The organism is Pseudomonas boreofloridensis (assembly GCF_030580795.1).
GTDB classification, from domain to species: Bacteria; Pseudomonadota; Gammaproteobacteria; order Pseudomonadales; family Pseudomonadaceae; genus Aquipseudomonas; species Aquipseudomonas boreofloridensis.
Genome location: NZ_JAUQOQ010000015.1, coordinates 66,331 through 83,175, shown reverse-complemented (window position 1 = coordinate 83,175; position 16,845 = coordinate 66,331). Strand labels below are relative to the sequence as shown.

11 protein-coding genes are annotated in these 16,845 nt (G+C 64.3%); 8 read left to right on the top strand and 3 right to left on the bottom strand.

Annotated elements, in window-relative coordinates; genetic code table 11:
- Window positions 1-119 precede the first annotated feature (119 nt).
- The 4 genes from Q6A47_RS17535 to Q6A47_RS17520 all read left to right on the top strand — a co-directional run bounded on the left by Q6A47_RS17535 (window position 120) and on the right by Q6A47_RS17520 (window position 10,336).
- Window positions 120-3,230, top strand: coding sequence for a multidrug efflux RND transporter permease subunit (locus Q6A47_RS17535; protein ID WP_304484934.1), 3,111 nt, complete (start codon window positions 120-122; stop codon window positions 3,228-3,230).
- A complete protein-coding gene (locus Q6A47_RS17530) occupies window positions 3,227-4,717 on the top strand; it encodes an efflux transporter outer membrane subunit (RefSeq protein ID WP_304484933.1) in 1,491 nt (496 codons plus the stop codon). Before Q6A47_RS17535 ends, Q6A47_RS17530 begins: the two co-directional genes overlap by 4 nt.
- Before the next feature lie 91 nt (window positions 4,718-4,808).
- Complete coding sequence (locus Q6A47_RS17525; RefSeq protein ID WP_304484932.1) at window positions 4,809-9,602, top strand: NEL-type E3 ubiquitin ligase domain-containing protein; 4,794 nt, start codon at window positions 4,809-4,811, stop codon at window positions 9,600-9,602.
- Between the two features lie 179 nt (window positions 9,603-9,781).
- Window positions 9,782-10,336 carry a DUF4174 domain-containing protein gene (locus Q6A47_RS17520; RefSeq protein WP_029612575.1) on the top strand — a complete coding sequence of 185 codons (555 nt, stop codon included), beginning with the start codon at window positions 9,782-9,784 and terminating at the stop codon, window positions 10,334-10,336.
- Between the two features lie 71 nt (window positions 10,337-10,407).
- Here the strand turns inward: Q6A47_RS17520 and Q6A47_RS17515 are convergent, their stop codons facing one another.
- From Q6A47_RS17515 to Q6A47_RS17505, 3 genes are all read right to left on the bottom strand, one after another.
- Window positions 10,408-11,268, bottom strand: a complete 861-nt coding sequence (locus Q6A47_RS17515) for a shikimate dehydrogenase (RefSeq protein WP_304484931.1) — start codon at window positions 11,266-11,268, stop codon at window positions 10,408-10,410.
- A 163-nt stretch (window positions 11,269-11,431) separates the two neighbouring features.
- A complete protein-coding gene (locus Q6A47_RS17510) occupies window positions 11,432-12,772 on the bottom strand; it encodes an MFS transporter (RefSeq protein ID WP_304484930.1) in 1,341 nt (446 codons plus the stop codon).
- Between the two features lie 160 nt (window positions 12,773-12,932).
- Window positions 12,933-13,616, bottom strand: coding sequence for a FadR/GntR family transcriptional regulator (locus tag Q6A47_RS17505; protein ID WP_304484929.1), 684 nt, complete (start codon window positions 13,614-13,616; stop codon window positions 12,933-12,935).
- A 275-nt stretch (window positions 13,617-13,891) separates the two neighbouring features.
- Here Q6A47_RS17505 and Q6A47_RS17500 point away from each other — a divergent pair, with 275 nt between their 5' ends.
- The 4 genes from Q6A47_RS17500 to Q6A47_RS17485 are packed head-to-tail and all read left to right on the top strand — an operon-like array spanning window position 13,892 to window position 16,734.
- Entirely contained in the window at window positions 13,892-14,677 is a 786-nt protein-coding gene (locus Q6A47_RS17500) for a transporter substrate-binding domain-containing protein (RefSeq protein WP_116888184.1), read from the top strand.
- A gap of 22 nt (window positions 14,678-14,699) precedes the next feature.
- Entirely contained in the window at window positions 14,700-15,365 is a 666-nt protein-coding gene (locus Q6A47_RS17495) for an amino acid ABC transporter permease (protein ID WP_304484928.1), read from the top strand.
- Window positions 15,366-16,013, top strand: a complete 648-nt coding sequence (locus tag Q6A47_RS17490; RefSeq protein WP_029612583.1) for an amino acid ABC transporter permease — start codon at window positions 15,366-15,368, stop codon at window positions 16,011-16,013.
- Window positions 16,000-16,734, top strand: a complete 735-nt coding sequence (locus Q6A47_RS17485) for an amino acid ABC transporter ATP-binding protein (protein ID WP_304484927.1) — start codon at window positions 16,000-16,002, stop codon at window positions 16,732-16,734. The genes Q6A47_RS17490 and Q6A47_RS17485 overlap by 14 nt, the downstream gene beginning before the upstream one ends.
- Window positions 16,735-16,845 lie beyond the last annotated feature (111 nt).

Below are 16,845 nucleotides of genomic sequence, written 5' to 3'. Positions count from 1 at the left end.
CGCGAAGCGGCGAGCGGCGAGCTGATTGCGAAGCGCTCGGGCACGACACGCGCAGACGCCGCGGCTTGCCGCTTGCCACTTGAGGCTTGCAGTTCGCCGCGACCGGCAGGGAGCGCTCGATGAACCTGTCCGGCCCGTTCATTCGTCGGCCCGTGGCGACCATGCTGCTGAGCCTGGCGATCATGCTGCTTGGCGGCGTGAGTTTCGGTCTGCTGCCGGTTTCGCCGCTGCCGCAGATGGACTTCCCGGTCATCGTGGTGCAGGCCAGCCTGCCGGGGGCCAGCCCGGAGGTCATGGCCTCGACTGTGGCCACGCCGCTGGAACGCAAGCTGGGCAGCATTGCCGGGGTCAACGTGCTGACCAGCAATTCCAGCCAAGGCTCCACGCGAGTGATCATCGGTTTCGAGCTGGGCCGCGACATCGACGGTGCCGCGCGCGAGGTCCAGGCCGCGATCAATGCCACGCGCAACCTGTTGCCCAGCGGCATGCGCAGCATGCCGACCTACAAGAAGGTCAATCCGTCGCAGGCGCCGATCATGGTGCTGTCGCTGACCTCCGACGTCCTGTCCAAAGGCCAGCTGTACGACCTGGCGGACACCATCCTGTCCCAGAGCCTGTCACAGGTCACCGGGGTGGGCGAGGTGCAGATCGGCGGCAGCTCGTTGCCAGCGGTGCGCATCGAGCTGGAACCGCAACTGCTCAACCAGTACGGGCTGTCCCTGGACGAAGTACGCACCGCGGTGGCCAATGCCAACCAGCGCCGCCCCATGGGGTTCGTCGAGGATGACCAGCGCAACTGGCAAGTGCGTGCCAACGACCAACTGGAAAAGGCCGATGACTACAAACCCCTGGTAATCCGCCAGCAAAACGGCGCGATCCTGCGCCTGGGGGATGTGGCCAAGGTCCGCGATGGTGTCGAGAACCGCTACAACAGTGGTTTCTTCAACAACGATGCGGCGGTGCTGCTGGTCATCAACCGCCAGGCCAACGCCAACATCATCGAGACTGTGCAGCAGATCAAGGACCAGCTCCCGGCCTTGCAGTCGCTGCTGCCGGCCAGCGTCAAGCTCAACGTGGCCATGGACCGCTCGCCGGTGATCAAGGCGACGCTCAAGGAAGCCGAACACACCCTGCTGATCGCCGTGGTGCTGGTGATCCTGGTGGTCTACCTGTTCCTGGGCAACCTGCGCGCCTCGTTGATTCCCAGCCTGGCGGTGCCGGTGTCGTTGGTGGGTACGTTCGCGGTCATGTACCTGTGTGGCTTCTCGCTCAACAACCTGTCGCTGATGGCGCTGATCCTCGCCACCGGACTGGTGGTGGACGACGCCATCGTGGTGCTGGAGAACATCTCACGGCATATCGAGAACGGCGAGAAGCCCATGCGTGCGGCCTTTCTCGGCGCCAAGGAGGTCGGTTTCACGCTGCTGTCGATGAACGTCTCGCTGGTGGCGGTGTTCGTTTCCATCCTGTTCATGGGTGGCATCGTGCGCGGGTTGTTCCAGGAGTTCTCGATCACCTTGGCGGCCGCGATCCTCGTTTCGCTGCTGGTGTCGCTGACCCTCACGCCCATGCTGTGCTCGCGTTGGCTCAAGCCCCACACCGCGCGCCAGCAGACACGCCTGCAGCGCTGGAGCGACCGTCAGCACCAGCGCATGGTCGCCGGCTATGACCGCAGCCTGGGCTGGGCCTTGCGCCATCGGCGCCTCACGTTGCTCAGCCTGCTGGCGACCATCGTGCTCAACGTTGCCCTCTACGTGATCGTGCCCAAGACCCTGATGCCGCAGCAGGACACCGGTCAGTTGCAGGGCTTCGTGCGCGGCGACGATGGCCTGTCGTTCAGCGTCATGCAGCCGAAAATGGAAACCTATCGACGTGCGCTGCTGGCCGACCCGGCCGTGCAGAGCGTAGCCGGCTTCATCGGCGGCAACAGCGGCACCAACAACGCCTTCGTGCTGGTGCGCCTCAAGCCCATCGGCGAGCGCAAGGAAAACGCCCAGAAAGTCATCGACCGGCTGCGCAAGGAGCTGCCGAAAGTGCCGGGCGGGCGGCTGTACCTGATGGCCGACCAAGACCTGCAACTGGGCGGCGGCGGACGTGACCAGAGCTCCTCGCAGTACCTGTACACCCTGCAGAGTGGCGATCTGACGGCCCTGCGTGAGTGGTTCCCGAAAGTAGCGGCGGCGTTTCGCAAGCTGCCGCAGCTCACCGCCATCGATGCGCGCGACGGTGCAGGCACCCAGCAGGTGACGCTGGTGGTCGACCGCGACCAGGCCAAGCGCTTGGGCATCGACATGGACATGATCACCGCGGTGCTGAACAACGCTTACAGCCAGCGGCAGATCTCGACCATCTACGACAGCCTCAACCAGTACCAGGTGGTGATGGAGATCAACCCGCGCTATGCCTGGGACCCGAGCACACTGGAACAGGTGCAGGTGATCACCGCCGACGGCGCGCGGGTGCCGCTGTCGACCATCGCCCACTACGAAAACAGCCTGGCCAACGATCGGGTCAGCCATGAAGACCAGTTCGCCTCAGAGGACATCTCCTTCGATGTCGCCGAAGGCTATAGCGTCGATCAGGCGCTGGCGGCGGTGGAGCGTGAGGTGGCCAAGCTGGGGCTGCCCGAATCGGTGATCGCCAAGCTCGGCGGCGACGCCGATGCTTTCGCCAAGACCGCCCAGGGCCAGCCATTCATGATCCTCGGCGCCTTGGTGCTGGTGTATCTGGTGCTGGGCATCCTCTACGAGAGCTACATCCATCCGCTGACCATTCTCTCGACCCTGCCGTCGGCTGGGGTGGGCGCCTTGCTTACGTTGTACCTCACCGGCGGGGAGTTCAGCCTGATTTCGTTGCTCGGCTTGTTCCTGCTGATCGGGGTGGTGAAGAAGAACGCCATTCTGATGATCGACCTGGCGCTGCAACTGGAGCGCCACGAAGGCCTGACGCCTGAAGAGTCCATCCGCCGCGCCTGCCTGCTACGGCTGCGACCGATTCTGATGACCACGCTCGCCGCGATGCTGGGCGCGTTGCCGCTGCTGCTCAGCCAGGCCGAAGGCGCGGAGATGCGCCAGCCGCTGGGCCTGACCATCATCGGCGGCCTGGTGTTCAGCCAGGTGCTCACCCTCTACACCACTCCCGTCGTCTACCTGTACCTGGACCGCGCGCGCCATCGTTTCAACCGCTGGCGCGGCGTGCGTACCGACGCCGCCCTGGATACCCCGCTATGACTTTTGCCCAGACCCCGCTGCACCGTGCCCTGCAACTGCTGACCCGTGGCCGCGGCTCACGCCTGCTAGGTGCCGGGCTGTGCGTGGCGCTGCTCAGTGCCTGCACGCTCAGCCCCGACTATCACCGTCCCGAGGTCAGCACGCCGGTGCAGTTCAAGCAGGCCGAGGGCTGGACCCAGGCCAAGCCCTCGGATGCCATTGCCCGTGGCGCCTGGTGGGAAATCTACGGCGACCGCCAGCTCGATACCTTGGTCGAGACCCTCAACAGCAGCAATCAGACCGTGGCCCAGTACGAAGCGCAGTACCGTCAGGCCCAGGCCCTGGTGCGTAGCAGCCGTGCGTCGCTGTTTCCATCGCTGAACCTCACCACCAGCAAGAACCGTTCGGCCCAGGGGGCGGGCAGCTCGAGTTCGAGTCTGTCGAACAACAGCAGTGGCATTCGCAACACCTACAACGCGCAATTGGGGGTGAGCTGGGAGATCGACCTGTGGGGCAAGCTGCGCGAAACCCTCAATGCCAATGAGTCCAGCGCCCAGGCGAGTCTTGCCGACATGGCGGCAATTCGGCTGAGCCAGCAGTCCGAGCTGGTGCAGAACTATTTGCAGTTGCGGGTGATCGATGAGCAGAAGCGGCTGCTTCAGGCCACGGTGGCCGCGTACGAACGCTCGCTGCGGATGAACCAGAACCAGTACCGCGCCGGCGTCGCCGGGCCCGATGCCGTGGCCCAGGCGCGCACCCAGCTCAAGAGCACCCAGGCCGACCTGATCGACCTGGCCTGGCAACGTGCCCAGTACGAAAACGCCATCGCCGTGCTCATGGGCAAGGCGCCGGCCGAATTTTCCTTGGCCGAAACCCGCGACATCCCTGCATTGCCGCAGATTCCGTTGAACCTGCCGTCGCAGTTGCTCGAGCGTCGTCCGGACATCGCGTCTGCCGAGCGCAAGGTCATGGCCGCCAACTCGAACATCGGCGTGTCGCGCGCCGCCTATTTCCCCGATCTATCGCTGAGCATGAATGGCGGCTATTCCAGCAGCAGCTTCAGCAACTGGATCGAATTGCCCAATCGCTACTGGTCGGTCGGCCCGCAACTGGCGCTGACTCTGTTCGATGCCGGTAAACGCAGCGCCGAGGTCGATCGCACCGTGGCGGTGTATGACCAGACCGTCGCGCAGTATCGCCAGACGGTGCTCGATGGCTTCAAAGAGGTGGAAAACTACCTGGTGCAGTTGAAGGTCTATGCCGATGAGGCTGTGGTACGTCAGGAAGCACTGGATTCGGCGCGCGAGTCGTTGCGTTTGACCGAGAACCAGTATCGCGCTGGGCTAATCGGTTATCTGGACGTGGTCAACGTGCAGACGACCGCCCTGAGCAATGAGCGCAGCGCCTTGAACCTGCTGCAGGGGAGGCTGGTGGCCAGTGTGCAGTTGATCGCAGCACTGGGCGGTGGCTGGGACGCCGAGCAGGCCTTATCGCCAGTCGAGGACTGAGCGAGTCGACGCGTTCTACGTGGCAACTATCTAGCGCATGAGCGCACCGCCTGCTCCTTAGCCTCAGGGCTTTCTCCAGGAGCATGCCATCGTGACTCACGCTATCCCTCCCTCGGCAGCGCATCAGGACTGGATCATCGGTCGGCGCTTGCCCAACTGGCTGGCGACCGCCAGCATTGAACAGGTCCAGGCACTTCAGGATGCGTTGAGCTTGAGCCTGTATTTTCATGAACGGGCCAGAGCGCTATTGGCTGGACTTCGAGCCCCGGATGCTTACGCTGCGCCCTTGCTGAGCGCAGCGCTCGAACAGCAGATGGGCAGGGCTGTCGAGCTGGATGCCTTGCGGTTCAGAGTCGGCACCCGCGAACCTGTACTGACCTCGCAACCCATCGGTTACCCCGTGACCAAGGCGGTGTATCGCGAGATATCACTCTTGGAGGCAGCTCTGCGCAACTTCAGCGCCGAGCAGGCTGAGGAGGGTGGACAGCTGGAAGGCAATCGGCTGCTCCGGCCCGATGACGAACAGGCTGTACTGCCCACTGCCGCGCAGTTCGCCCAACTGTGCCGCGAGGTGGATGTGGGTGGGCAGTATCAGGCGCATGTGGACCAGGTGCTGCAACCTGACGATCACGCCGACGAGCCGGCAGGCGCAGCGCAGCGCCGGACCTTGTCCCTCCTGGCCCGCGCACACCGCTACGGGATGCTCGCCGATGCTCATGTGGCGCGCCTGAGAGGCCACCTGAGCGAGCAGGAGTTACAACTGGTGGTGCAGGTGTGCAGCTTGACCGTCAAGCCAACCTTCCAAGGTTGTCCGGTTCAGACCAAAGGCCTGCAGTTGCTAGGCACTGCACTAGAACGCATCGTGGTATTGGATGTACGCGATGAGAGCCTCAGCCCTCTCTATACCTCAAGCCAACGTGTGCTGGTGCATATTCCAGGCGATCCGCACACGCCCTGGAGTGCGTTTCCCAACTTGCGCTACTTCGCCAACGACTTGGGCAAGCGCCTGCGCACTGCCGACTATCAAGCATTTTTCAGTCGCTTCGTTCGCAGACGGCAGGCCAATGCCTTCTTCAATCAATTGGTCAGTGGCTACGCGGGCGTATCGGATCTGGCCAACATTGCGCTCGAAGAGCACATGCGGCCGTTGCCTGAGCCGTTGTTCGACCAGTTGGCTCAGGCACGCATCGCACAGATCAAGGACGATGCTGCGATGATCGCGGTGCCGGTCAAGGCCGTCGATGAGCAGGTGCAGCGCGAGCACGATCAGCGCTTGGCCAGCGAAGGCTGGGCCTTGCTGAATCTGGCGGGTTTCTTCGTGCCGGTGATCGGCCTGGGGTTGCTGGCGGTGACCGCCTGGGAGCTGCTGGGCGAGGTCTACCACGGCGTCGAGGCCTGGCGCGAAGGCGATACCAGTGAGGCGTTGGACCACCTGCTCAATGTGGCGGGCGATGTCGCTGCATTCGCGGTCACGGCCGCCGGCGTGGGTGTGGTGCGCGGTGCCTGGAGTCGATCACGCTGGGTCGACGAGCTGCTGCCGGCCACCCTGGAGGATGGCAGTACACGCCTGTGGCACGAAGACCTTTCGCCCTGGCGCGACGCACCGCCGGCCGAAGCGCGCTGCGACGAGCAGGGCCTCTGGCGCCACGGCGACCGTACCTGGGTCCAGATCGATGAACATCACTATCCGGTGCGACAGCGCGCCGATCTGCGCTGGCAGCTTTTGCCGCACAACGGTCACGGCCCGCTACTCGAACACAACGGTGCCGGTGCCTGGCGTTTGTGGTGGGAGCAGCCGCTGGCCTGGGACGACCCGTATCGGCTGTGTCGCCGCCTGGGCGGGGCCTGGGCGCGGCTGGATGACCAGCAGTTGGACGAAATCATGCAGATTCACGGCCTGGATGCCGCGCAATTGCGCGCGCTGCATGCCGATGGACGCAAGCCTCCTGCAGTCTGGCAGGACAGCGTCGAGCGCTATGATCTGGACCGCCGCATTCGGGGCACCGTCAGCCAGTTGCGCAGCGGCCAGCCGGCGAGCGACGGTCTGGTGCTCGCCCATGCACGGCGCTTGCCGGGTGCCGCCGACGTCAGCGATCAAACCCTGGCCGAGCGGATCTGGGCACAGCGTCGAGAACTGTTCGAGCAGTTGTATGAGGCCACGCAGCCCAGTGACGCGCCCGCGGCGCAGATCGTGCGACGGCAGTTCACCTCGCTGCATTCACGGGGCGCAGCCCAGGTGCTGAACGATGCCCGTGCTGCGGATCGCGAACGTTTGTTGCAAGGCGCACGCGTGCCGCTGGCCCTGGCGGAGGCGGCGCGTGAAATGGTGCGGCAGATCCGTGTCGCCCGGGTGCTGGAGGCGTTGTACCTGGACGCCAGTCAGGACGCGGATCTGGCGCGGGTGGTGTTGCACCTCTTGGGCCGATCGCCTGGGCCGGCCGCCGCTAGCGGATGGCGTTTGTACGAGCATTCATTGTCGGGGCCCACGCTGCTGTCGATCGAAGCCGGGGAGGGCGCAGCCAGCTTCGACCTGGTTCATCTCAATGGCAGGTTTCAGTTGGCGCAGGGGGGGCATGCACTCGGCGAGCGGGGCGAGTTGTTCGAAGTCATCGCGCACACGTTGGATGAATCGCGCTGTACGGCGATGGGACTGAGCGACCCACTGCCGCACAACCTGCGCGTGCACATGGCCCGACTGGCTGCCCGTCAGCCTGGCGAAATCCAGCAGGCCCTGGGGCTGCGCTCGCCGGTTGGCGGCTTCCGGCCGCCCCAGCGTCTGGCTGACGGACGCCTGGGCTATCCGCTCAGTGGGCGCGGTGCGCGACACCAGGCCCGCGCATTGTATGCACGGGTTCGGGCGCTGTACCCCAATTTCAGCGACAGCGAAGTGGAGAACTGGCTGATTTCCGTACGCGCACAAGGTCTTGACCATAACCTCGAGCTGCAGCGCTTGGGCGCAGAGCTCGACACGCTGCGCGAACATCTCGCTGCCTGGACCCAGCAAGCGCCGGGGCTGATGGCCCGTGCCGAGCGCTCTGCCATGAGGGATGCGCTGATGGCTGTCTGGCGCCGCCAGTCTCAGCGCGTGGCCAACCAGGTCGGCGAGCCGATCGGCTATCGCCTGGCCCTCTGGGGGCTGCCCATGCATCGACTACCAGACATCCCGGCGCAGGTGCGCTTCAGTCATGTGGTGTCGCTGAACATGACCAGCATGAGCCTGGAAGAGATCCCTGAGTCGTTCATGAACGCCTTCACCGGCTTGCAGTCCCTGGCGCTGAACAACAACGCGTTGAGCCGATTACCGGCCAACATCGAGCACTTGCCTGAGTTGCGCGAGCTGGACCTGTACGGTAACCAGATCGTGCTCGATCCTGAACAGGCCGAGCGTCTGGGTCGTTGTACCCGTTTGCAGCGGCTGAACCTGTCGTTCAATCCGCTGGGGCGGGTATTCTCGGTGGCTGCCATGCCGCGCCTGATCTCGCTGCAGGTGCGTGCGACGAGCATCAGCGAACTGCCGAGCGGTCTGTTCGACCATCACCTGCTGGAAGAAGTGGACCTGCGCAACAATCTCATTACACGGGTGCCAGACGACTATTACCGGGTCCCGCTGTGGGTTTCGGGTGCCATCCTGCTAGCCGAGAACCCGCTGGAGTCCGGCTCGGCCAACCGGCTGCGCAGTTTCATGAGGGTGAACGGCTGGCTGGAGGAAACCGATCCTGCCTCAGGGGTCGAGGAACCCGAGTCGCTCGATCTTGCTCAGGCTTTGGATTATGCCCGCGAGGGGTGGATGCGCCGCATCGCGCCGCGTGAGGCCAGAGGTTTCGGCGAAGCCTGGGACGCCTTGCAGGCCGAGCCGGGCAGTCAGGACTACTTGGCCTTGCTGGCTCGTCTGCGCGAGACCCGCGATTACCGGACCGACCCTACCGGCCTGGGCAGCCGAGTCGCGGCCACCCTGCAGGCTGCCCAGGACCATGCCGAACTGCGTCAGGAGCTGTTCGACCTGTCCAGGGGGCTGGAGGGGTGTGACGACGCGGTGATTGGCCGCTTCAGCGATCTGGAAGTCCATCTGCTGGTGTGGCGAGCACGGTGTGAGGCCGAGCGCGGTGCCGAAGAGTCCGCTCTGCTGTACCTGGGTCGACAGTTGTGGCGGCTGGACGAACTCGATCGCATCATCGCCGAAGACCTGCAGAGTCGGCGCCGGGACGGTGGGCATCCGGATGAAGTCGAGGTAGGACTGGCCTACCGGCTAGGCCTGCGTGACGAGTTCGATCTGCCGGGGCAACCGGCGACCATGAGTTACCGCGAGGTGGCTGGTGTGGGTGCGGATCAGTTGGACGACGCGCGGGCGCGGCTGCATGAGAGCGAGACCGACGAGGCGGTGGCGCAGTCGATGGTCTGGAAGTCCTTCTGGCGCACCCATCTGCTGCGCAGCGATCCAGAAGGCTTCGAGCGGTTGGACCAACGTTTCCACAGCCGCTTGCAGGTGATCGAGGACATGGCCGAGGGCAAAAGCTATGACCAGGTGCTGCTCGATCGCGCCGCACAGATCGACGCCTTGCAGCAACGGGCGCGGGTGTTGGGCGATGAAGCACAGGCGCTGGGCGAGGATTCTGAGGCGCGGGTGCGCAATGCAGCGGCTTTGGCCGAAAACGCCCGCCAGTTGCAAGAGAGCCAGAGTGAATTGGCAGCAATACAGGACGATTCGGCGTTCGCCGAACAGGTCAGGGCACTGACGGTGTCCGCCGATGACCATGAAAACTGGCTGCGCAGCATTGGTCGGGACCGAGAGGCGGCGTGGGATGCACGCATATTGGCATACACCCGTGCAGCACTCGCCCAGGCCAGGCCCGAACCGCAACCGGGGCCCAGCCACAGGCGTCCCTGATGCCTTGATCGACTATGCTTGCAGATGTGTAGGAAGCTTCTGAGACGTTCGGGGCCGTTTCCGAAATCCCACGTTACCTTTAGTCTAAGCCGGTGCCTGATCCCTTGGTTTAGGCTCTGGCTCGGATCTTTCTCCCTGATCTGTAGTCCCTGGTTAATCGAGAAAACAAGGAGATGCTCATGCTCGTCCGGTCACTGACCCTCGCCACCCTGTTCGCCGTCAGCGGCCCGCTGTTCGCCGCCGACAGCGACGCTCCACTGGCCAAGGAACTGGGCAAGGCACGGCCATTGGTCGTCATCGCGCCCAGCAGCGCCGACCCGACGCTGCGCGGCCTGGAGCAGGCCATCAAGGATCCTGCCACCGAAGCCGGGTTCAAGGAGCGCAATCTGGTGCTGTTCAGCGTGGCCAGCATGATGGGCAAGCGCGAAGACAAGAACCTCGAGCAGCAGACCACCATGGCCTTGATCCGCGAGCTCAAGCTCGGGGCGAGCAAAGGCACCCGGGTGATCCTGATCGGCAAGGATGGCGAGCGTCATGTACTCAAGGACGACGACACCCCGGAGAAGCTCGACCCGCAAGCGGTGTTCAAGGCAGTCGACGAACTGCCGGCCAGCGAAAAGGCTGTGACTGCGCCTGAACCGGTGGCTGTGGCGCCAGCCGGCAAGCCGGAGAAGCCGAACAAGGGGACCAAACCTGTCAAGCCCGCTGCGGCGCCCAAACCACTGGACGACTGATTGCGCTCGGCGATGCGCAGGTCTGGGCGTTAGTGCTCATCTGGCCTTTGCCTTCGACCTGCCTGCGACCCTCAACTCAGCCGTGCAAAGTGCGCTTGCATGCGTGCAGCATCGGCCGGCCGGCCGCTGAACAGCTCGAACGCCTTCACTGCCTGAAATACCGCCATGGTGCCGCCGTCCAAGGTACGGCAGCCCAACGCTCGGGCATGGCGCAGCAATTCGGTTTCCAGCGGGAAGTAGATGATTTCCGCTACCCACAACCGCTCATTCAGCAAATGCACCGGCAGCGGAGTGCCGGGCAGTTTGCTCATGCCCACCGGCGTGGTGTTGACCAGGCCGTCAGCCGCGGCCAGCGCAACCGCCAGATCATTGCCGAGCAGCGCCCGGCCAGCACCGAAACGCTGTGCGAGGTTTTCTACCAGGGCTTGCCCGCGAGCGGCGTCGACCTCGAACAGGGTCAGTTGCTCCACGCCCTCGGCCAGCAGTGCATGCGCCACCGCCGAACCTGCACCGCCGGCGCCCAGTTGCACCACCTGGCGGCGCGCCACATTGGGCAAACCACGGCGCAGACCTTCGGCAAAGCCCAAGCAGTCGGTGTTGTGGCCAATGCGCTTGCCGTCTTTGAATACCACGGTGTTCACAGCGCCGATGCCACGGGCTTCTTCTGACAGTTCGTCGAGCAACGGCACGATGGCTTGCTTGAACGGGAAGGTGATGTTCAGGCCGGTAAAGCCGCTGCGCTGCGCGCCGTCCACCAGCGCAGGCAGAGCGCTATCGTCCACGCCGAGCTGATCGGCATCGATCAGACGATACAGATAACGCAGGGATTGGGCATCGCCTTCGCCTTGGTGCAGGGCAGGCGTGAGGGAGGCTTGGATACCACGACCGACAAGGCCGGCGAGAATGCCGTGGGCGGCGAGGGGGGAGGTCATGACAGTGCATCGCTTTTGTTATTGGATGCGATTATTTTTGTACCATCTGGTTAGTTTTGTAAACGCAGACCTGCTTCGCCTTGGGGATTTGGGGCGGTAATCGCCCGCAGCTTTAGGCGTCGTTACCCAAACAGGGGGCGTAGCCAACGCCCCCTGTCGTCGGTTACAACGCGTTGGCTCGCCCACGGGCCGTCGATGGGCCGCCGAGTGTTTCGTCATCCAGTGAAACGCGTGAGGTTTCCGGCAGCGCCAATCCACCGACCAGCGCAACCAAAGCAATCATCACCAGATAGAAAGCCGGCGCCAAGCTGCTGCCAGTCTGGGTGATGAGCCAGGTCGCCACCAGCGGTGCGGTGCCGCCGAACAGGGTATAGGCCACGTTGTAGGTAATCGCCGACGCAGTGTAGCGGGTGCGGGTCGGGAAGCTCTCCGACAGCAAGGCAGCGGTCACTACACCACTGGACAAGGCGCCGACTGCCAGCAGGATCACCCCTAACAGGGCGCCGGCCATCGAGCCGGAACTGGCCAGCCAGTAGGCGGGGAATACGCAGACCATTACCCACAGGCAGGTGAAACCGATGGTCCGACGCCGGCCGATGCGGTCCGACAACGCGCCGGCCAGCGGGCATCCGGCGGCAGCGAACAGCAGTGCCACCGTGGTTACCAGCAGCGACTGGGCACGGCTGAGATGACCGACCATCTGCAGGTACGTGGCGAAGTAGGTGGTGAACATGTAGAACGACAACGCCGTCAGCGAGATGAAGGCCCCCAGATTGCGAATGGCTCGGCCATGGTGGCGCAGGGTGTCCTTTAGCGGCGAGTGCTCGTGCTGGCGACCCTCGGCCAGCGCCTCGCGGAAGGCCGGCGTTTCCTCCATGCGCCAACGCAGGTACAGGCCCACCAGCCCCAGGGGCGCGGCGATCAGGAACGGTACGCGCCAGCCCCAGGCGTTCATGGCATCGCTGCTCAGGCTGGCTTCCAGGCCGTAGGCGATCACGGCTGCACACGCGAACGCGGAAAACGTCGAGACCGGCACGAAGCTGCCATAGAACGCCCGGCGTTCGCGTGGGGCGTGCTCCATCAGGTAGGCGCAAGCGCCGGCATACTCGCCTCCGGCAGAAAAACCTTGCAGGCAGCGCGCCAGCGTCAGCAATACCGGGGCGGCGATGCCGATGCTGGCGTAGGTCGGCAACAGGCCGATCAGTGTGGTGGAGCCGGCCATCAACAGGATGGTCAGCGAGAGGATACGTTTGCGTCCCAGACGGTCGCCCAACGCGCCGAAGACGATGCCACCCAGCGGGCGCAGGGCGAAGGCGACGGCGAATACGGCGAAGGTCTTGAGCAAGGCGACGCTGGCATCCTCGCTGGCGAAGAACTGGCTGGCGATCAGTGTGGCGAGAAAGCCGTAGACCGCGAAATCGAACCACTCGACGAAGTTGCCGATGGCCGAGGCGGCAATCACGCGGCGCAGGGTGGCGGGGGATACCTCATGGGATGCGGACATGGGCACGTGCTCCGGTTGGCGTAGGCAGCCTGATGGGGGCGGACAGGATCATGCCCTGTCGTCTGGTTATCAGGTGCAGTACACCTCAGCGCAACGACCGCCGCATCCTTGAGCACGACACCGAGATATCCGTTTGGACCGATCCGGGCGCCAGCGCTATTCAAACCGTGAACACCACCCCGGTGCGCGAGGCGGCGTTGCGGATATGCGCTTGCATGGCCCGCTGGGCGGCGGCCTGGGCGCGGCGTTCGAGGGCCTTGAGGATAGTGCGGTGTTCCTGCCAGGTTTCCATGGCCCGCTCGGGACGACTGAACGGCAGCTTCTGGCTTTCCAGGAAGATCTCCCGGCTGCTGGTGATCACCTGCAGCATCGCCTGATTGCCGCAGGCCTGCAGCAGCGCCTGGTGGAACTCGAAATCCAGTCGCGCCGCCGCCTCGAAGCGGCCCGCGCGCAGCTCCACGCGCATGGCCTCGACGTTGGCCCGAAGCCGGTCCAGCGGATCGGCGGTCAGGGCCAGGGCCGCTTGGCCGGCCGCAAACCCCTCCAGGGCATAACGCATCTGGAAGGTATCGGCCGCCGACACTTGCTCGGCATAGGGCCAGGCGAATCCGCCCGGTGCCGGGCTCTGCACGAAGACACCTTTGCCGGCCTGCACGCTGATCAGCCCCAGGGCGCTCAACGAGGACAGGGCTTCGCGCAGGGAGGCCCGGCTGACGCCGAGGCGATCGGCCAGGTCGCGTTGCGAGGGCAGGGCGTCGCCGGGTTGATAACCGCCTTCGTCGATGAGCTTGCGGATGGCCTGCAGGGCCAGTTCCGGTACGGCGCGGGGGAGGGTGTCGAGCATGCTGTTCAGACCGGTAGGAGGGCGATGACGCTGACGTTGTACGGCGATCTGCCGGTGCTGGCAAGCCTTGCGCCAAGCTGGCGCAGCGCGGATTACAGCGCACGAAAGCAGGGCGCACGAGGCCAACCGAGTGAGATCTAGAGTTCAACTGTTCAGACCAGTAAGACCTTGTAGAGCCCGCGCCACGCGCACTCGCGGTCGATTTCAGGACGAGCTGGCATGCTGCCTGCAATGGCCTGCAGCGCACACCCATTCGACTTTCCGCGAGGCCTTCCATGACGACGTTCCGCTCCCTGCTCCTGGCCACCCTGTTCTGCAGTGCGGGCCTGACGCTCACACCCGCCCAGGCCGATGCGCTGAGCGACATCGCTGCCCGTGGGGTGCTCAAGGTCGCCGTGCCCCAGGATTTCCCGCCCTTCGGCTCGGTTGGCCCCGACATGAAGCCGCGCGGGCTGGATATCGACACCGCGCAGTTACTGGCCGACAAACTGGGCGTCAAGCTGGCGCTGACGCCGGTCAACAGCACCAACCGCATTCCCTTTCTCACCACCGGTAAAGTCGACCTGGTGATTTCCAGCCTGGGCAAGAATGCCGAACGTGAAGCGGTGATCGACTTCTCCCAGCCCTACGCGCCGTTCTACCTGGCGGTGTTCGGTCCGGCCGACGCGCCGATCGACGACATCGGCGCAGTGGCCGGCAAGACCATCAGCGTCACCCGCGGCTCGATCGAGGACATGGCGCTGAGCGCCGTCGCACCCAAAGACGCGGTGATCAAACGCTTCGAGGACAACAACTCGACCATCGCCGCCTACTTGTCTGGCCAAGTACAGTTGATCGCCAGTGGCAGCGTGGTGATGGCGGCCATCGCCGAGAAGAACCCGGCCAAGGTGCCGGTGGTCAAGGTCAAGCTCAAGGACTCGCCGGTCTACGTCGGCGTCGCCAAGCACGAGCCGGCATTGCTGGACAAGGTCAACAGCGCACTGGCTGCCGCCAAGGCCGACGGCAGCCTGAATCGCAACGCCGAGAAATGGCTCAAGCAACCGCTGCCAGCCGACCTTTAAGCACCAGGCGGACTCTCGGACCATGGCCTATCAATTCGACTTCGCGCCCGTGCTCGCCCAGAGCGACCTGCTGCTCAAGGGCGCACTGTTCACTCTGGAGCTGACCGTCATCGGTACGGTGCTTGGCCTTGCCATCGGTGTGGTCGGTGCAGGCGTGCGGGCCTGGCGCCTGCGCCCGTTCGACCTGCTGTTCGTTGTGTACGTGGAACTGATCCGCAACACGCCGTTCATCGTTCAACTGTTCTTCATCTTCTTCGGTCTGCCGGCACTGGGTGTTCGTCTGAACGAGTGGGAAGCCGCGGTGCTGGCCATGGTGGTCAACCTCGGCGCCTACAGCACCGAGATCATTCGCGCCGGTATCCAGGCGATCCCCAAGGGGCAGTTGGAGGCCGCGGCGGCGCTGGCCATGAGTCGCTTCGAGGCGTTCCGGCACGTGGTGCTGCGCCCGGCCCTGGCCAAGGTCTGGCCGGCGCTCACCAGTCAGATCGTGATCGTCATGCTCGGATCGGCGGTCTGCTCGCAGATTGCTACCGAGGAGCTGTCGTTCGCCGCCAACTTCATCCAGTCGCGCAACTTCCGCGCCTTTGAAACTTACCTGCTGACCACCGCCTTGTATTTGCTGATGGCCATCGTCGTGCGCCAACTGCTCAACTGGCTCGGCCAGCGTCTGCTGATGGGGAAACGCTGAATGGATTTCACCTTCTGGGACATCGTGCGCAACCTGCTGGTGGGGTTGCAGTGGACTCTGGCGTTATCGCTGGTGGCCTTCGTCTGCGGCGGGCTTGCCGGACTGTTGGTGCTGATCGGACGGATCTCCGAGCGCGCACTGCCACGGCGGCTGGCGCGTGCCTACATCGAGCTGTTTCAGGGCACGCCGTTGTTGATGCAGTTGTTCATGGTGTTCTTCGGCATTGCGTTGTTCGGTGTGGATGTGTCGGCCTGGGCCGCGGCGGCTATCGCGCTGACCCTGTTCACCAGTGCATTTCTCGCCGAGATCTGGCGCGGCTGCGTGGAATCGATCCCGCAAGGGCAGTGGGAAGCCAGCGAAAGCCTGGCGCTGAGCCGTCTGGAGCAACTGCGCCACGTGATCCTGCCGCAGGCCCTGCGTATCGCCGTTGCGCCGACCGTGGGCTTCTCGGTGCAGGTGGTCAAAGGCACCGCCGTAACCTCGATCATCGGCTTCACGGAGCTGACCAAGACCGGCGGCATGATCGCCAACGCCACCTTCGAGCCGTTCATGGTCTACGGCCTGGTCGCGCTCGGCTACTTCATCCTCTGTTATCCGCTCTCGCTGAGCGCCCGCTACCTTGAAAGGAGGCTGCATGCCGCTGCTTAGAGTGTCCGCGCTGCACAAGTATTACGGTGACAATCATGTGCTCAAGGGCGTCGACCTGAGCATCGAAGAAGGTGAAGTGGTGGCCATCATCGGCCGCAGCGGCTCGGGCAAGAGCACCTTCCTGCGGACCCTCAATGGTCTGGAATCGATCAGTGACGGGGTGATCGAAGTGGATGGCGAATACCTCGATGCCAGTCGCGCCGATTTGCGCGCACTGCGCCAGAAGGTGGGCATGGTGTTCCAGCAATTCAACCTGTTCCCACACCTGACGGTCGGTGAGAACGTGATGCTGGCACCGCAAGTGGTGAAGAAGGCCGGCAAAGCCGAGGCACAGGCGTTGGCCCGGCAGATGCTGGCTCGGGTCGGCCTTGCCGAGAAGTTCGACGCCTATCCGGATCGTCTTTCCGGCGGACAGCAGCAGCGGGTGGCCATCGCCCGGGCCCTGGCGATGTCGCCCAAGGTGCTGCTGTGCGACGAGATCACCTCGGCGCTGGATCCGGAGTTGGTGAACGAGGTGCTAGGTGTGGTGCGCCAGTTGGCCCGCGAGGGCATGACCCTGGTCATGGTCACCCACGAGATGCGCTTCGCTCGGGAAGTGGGCGACAAACTGGTATTCATGCATCAGGGCAAGGTGCACGAGGTGGGCGATCCCGAAGCGCTGTTCGCCGCGCCGAGGACGCCGGAATTGGCACACTTCATCGGCATGACCGCGCCGGCCTGACACCAGGGGGGAGGTGACATTGCCAGCTAAAGGCTTATGCTGTGCCAATCCGTGAGTCTTCCGACTGTCCTGCCATGATCAGATCTCAAACCCTGTATCGCCGGTCCCGCA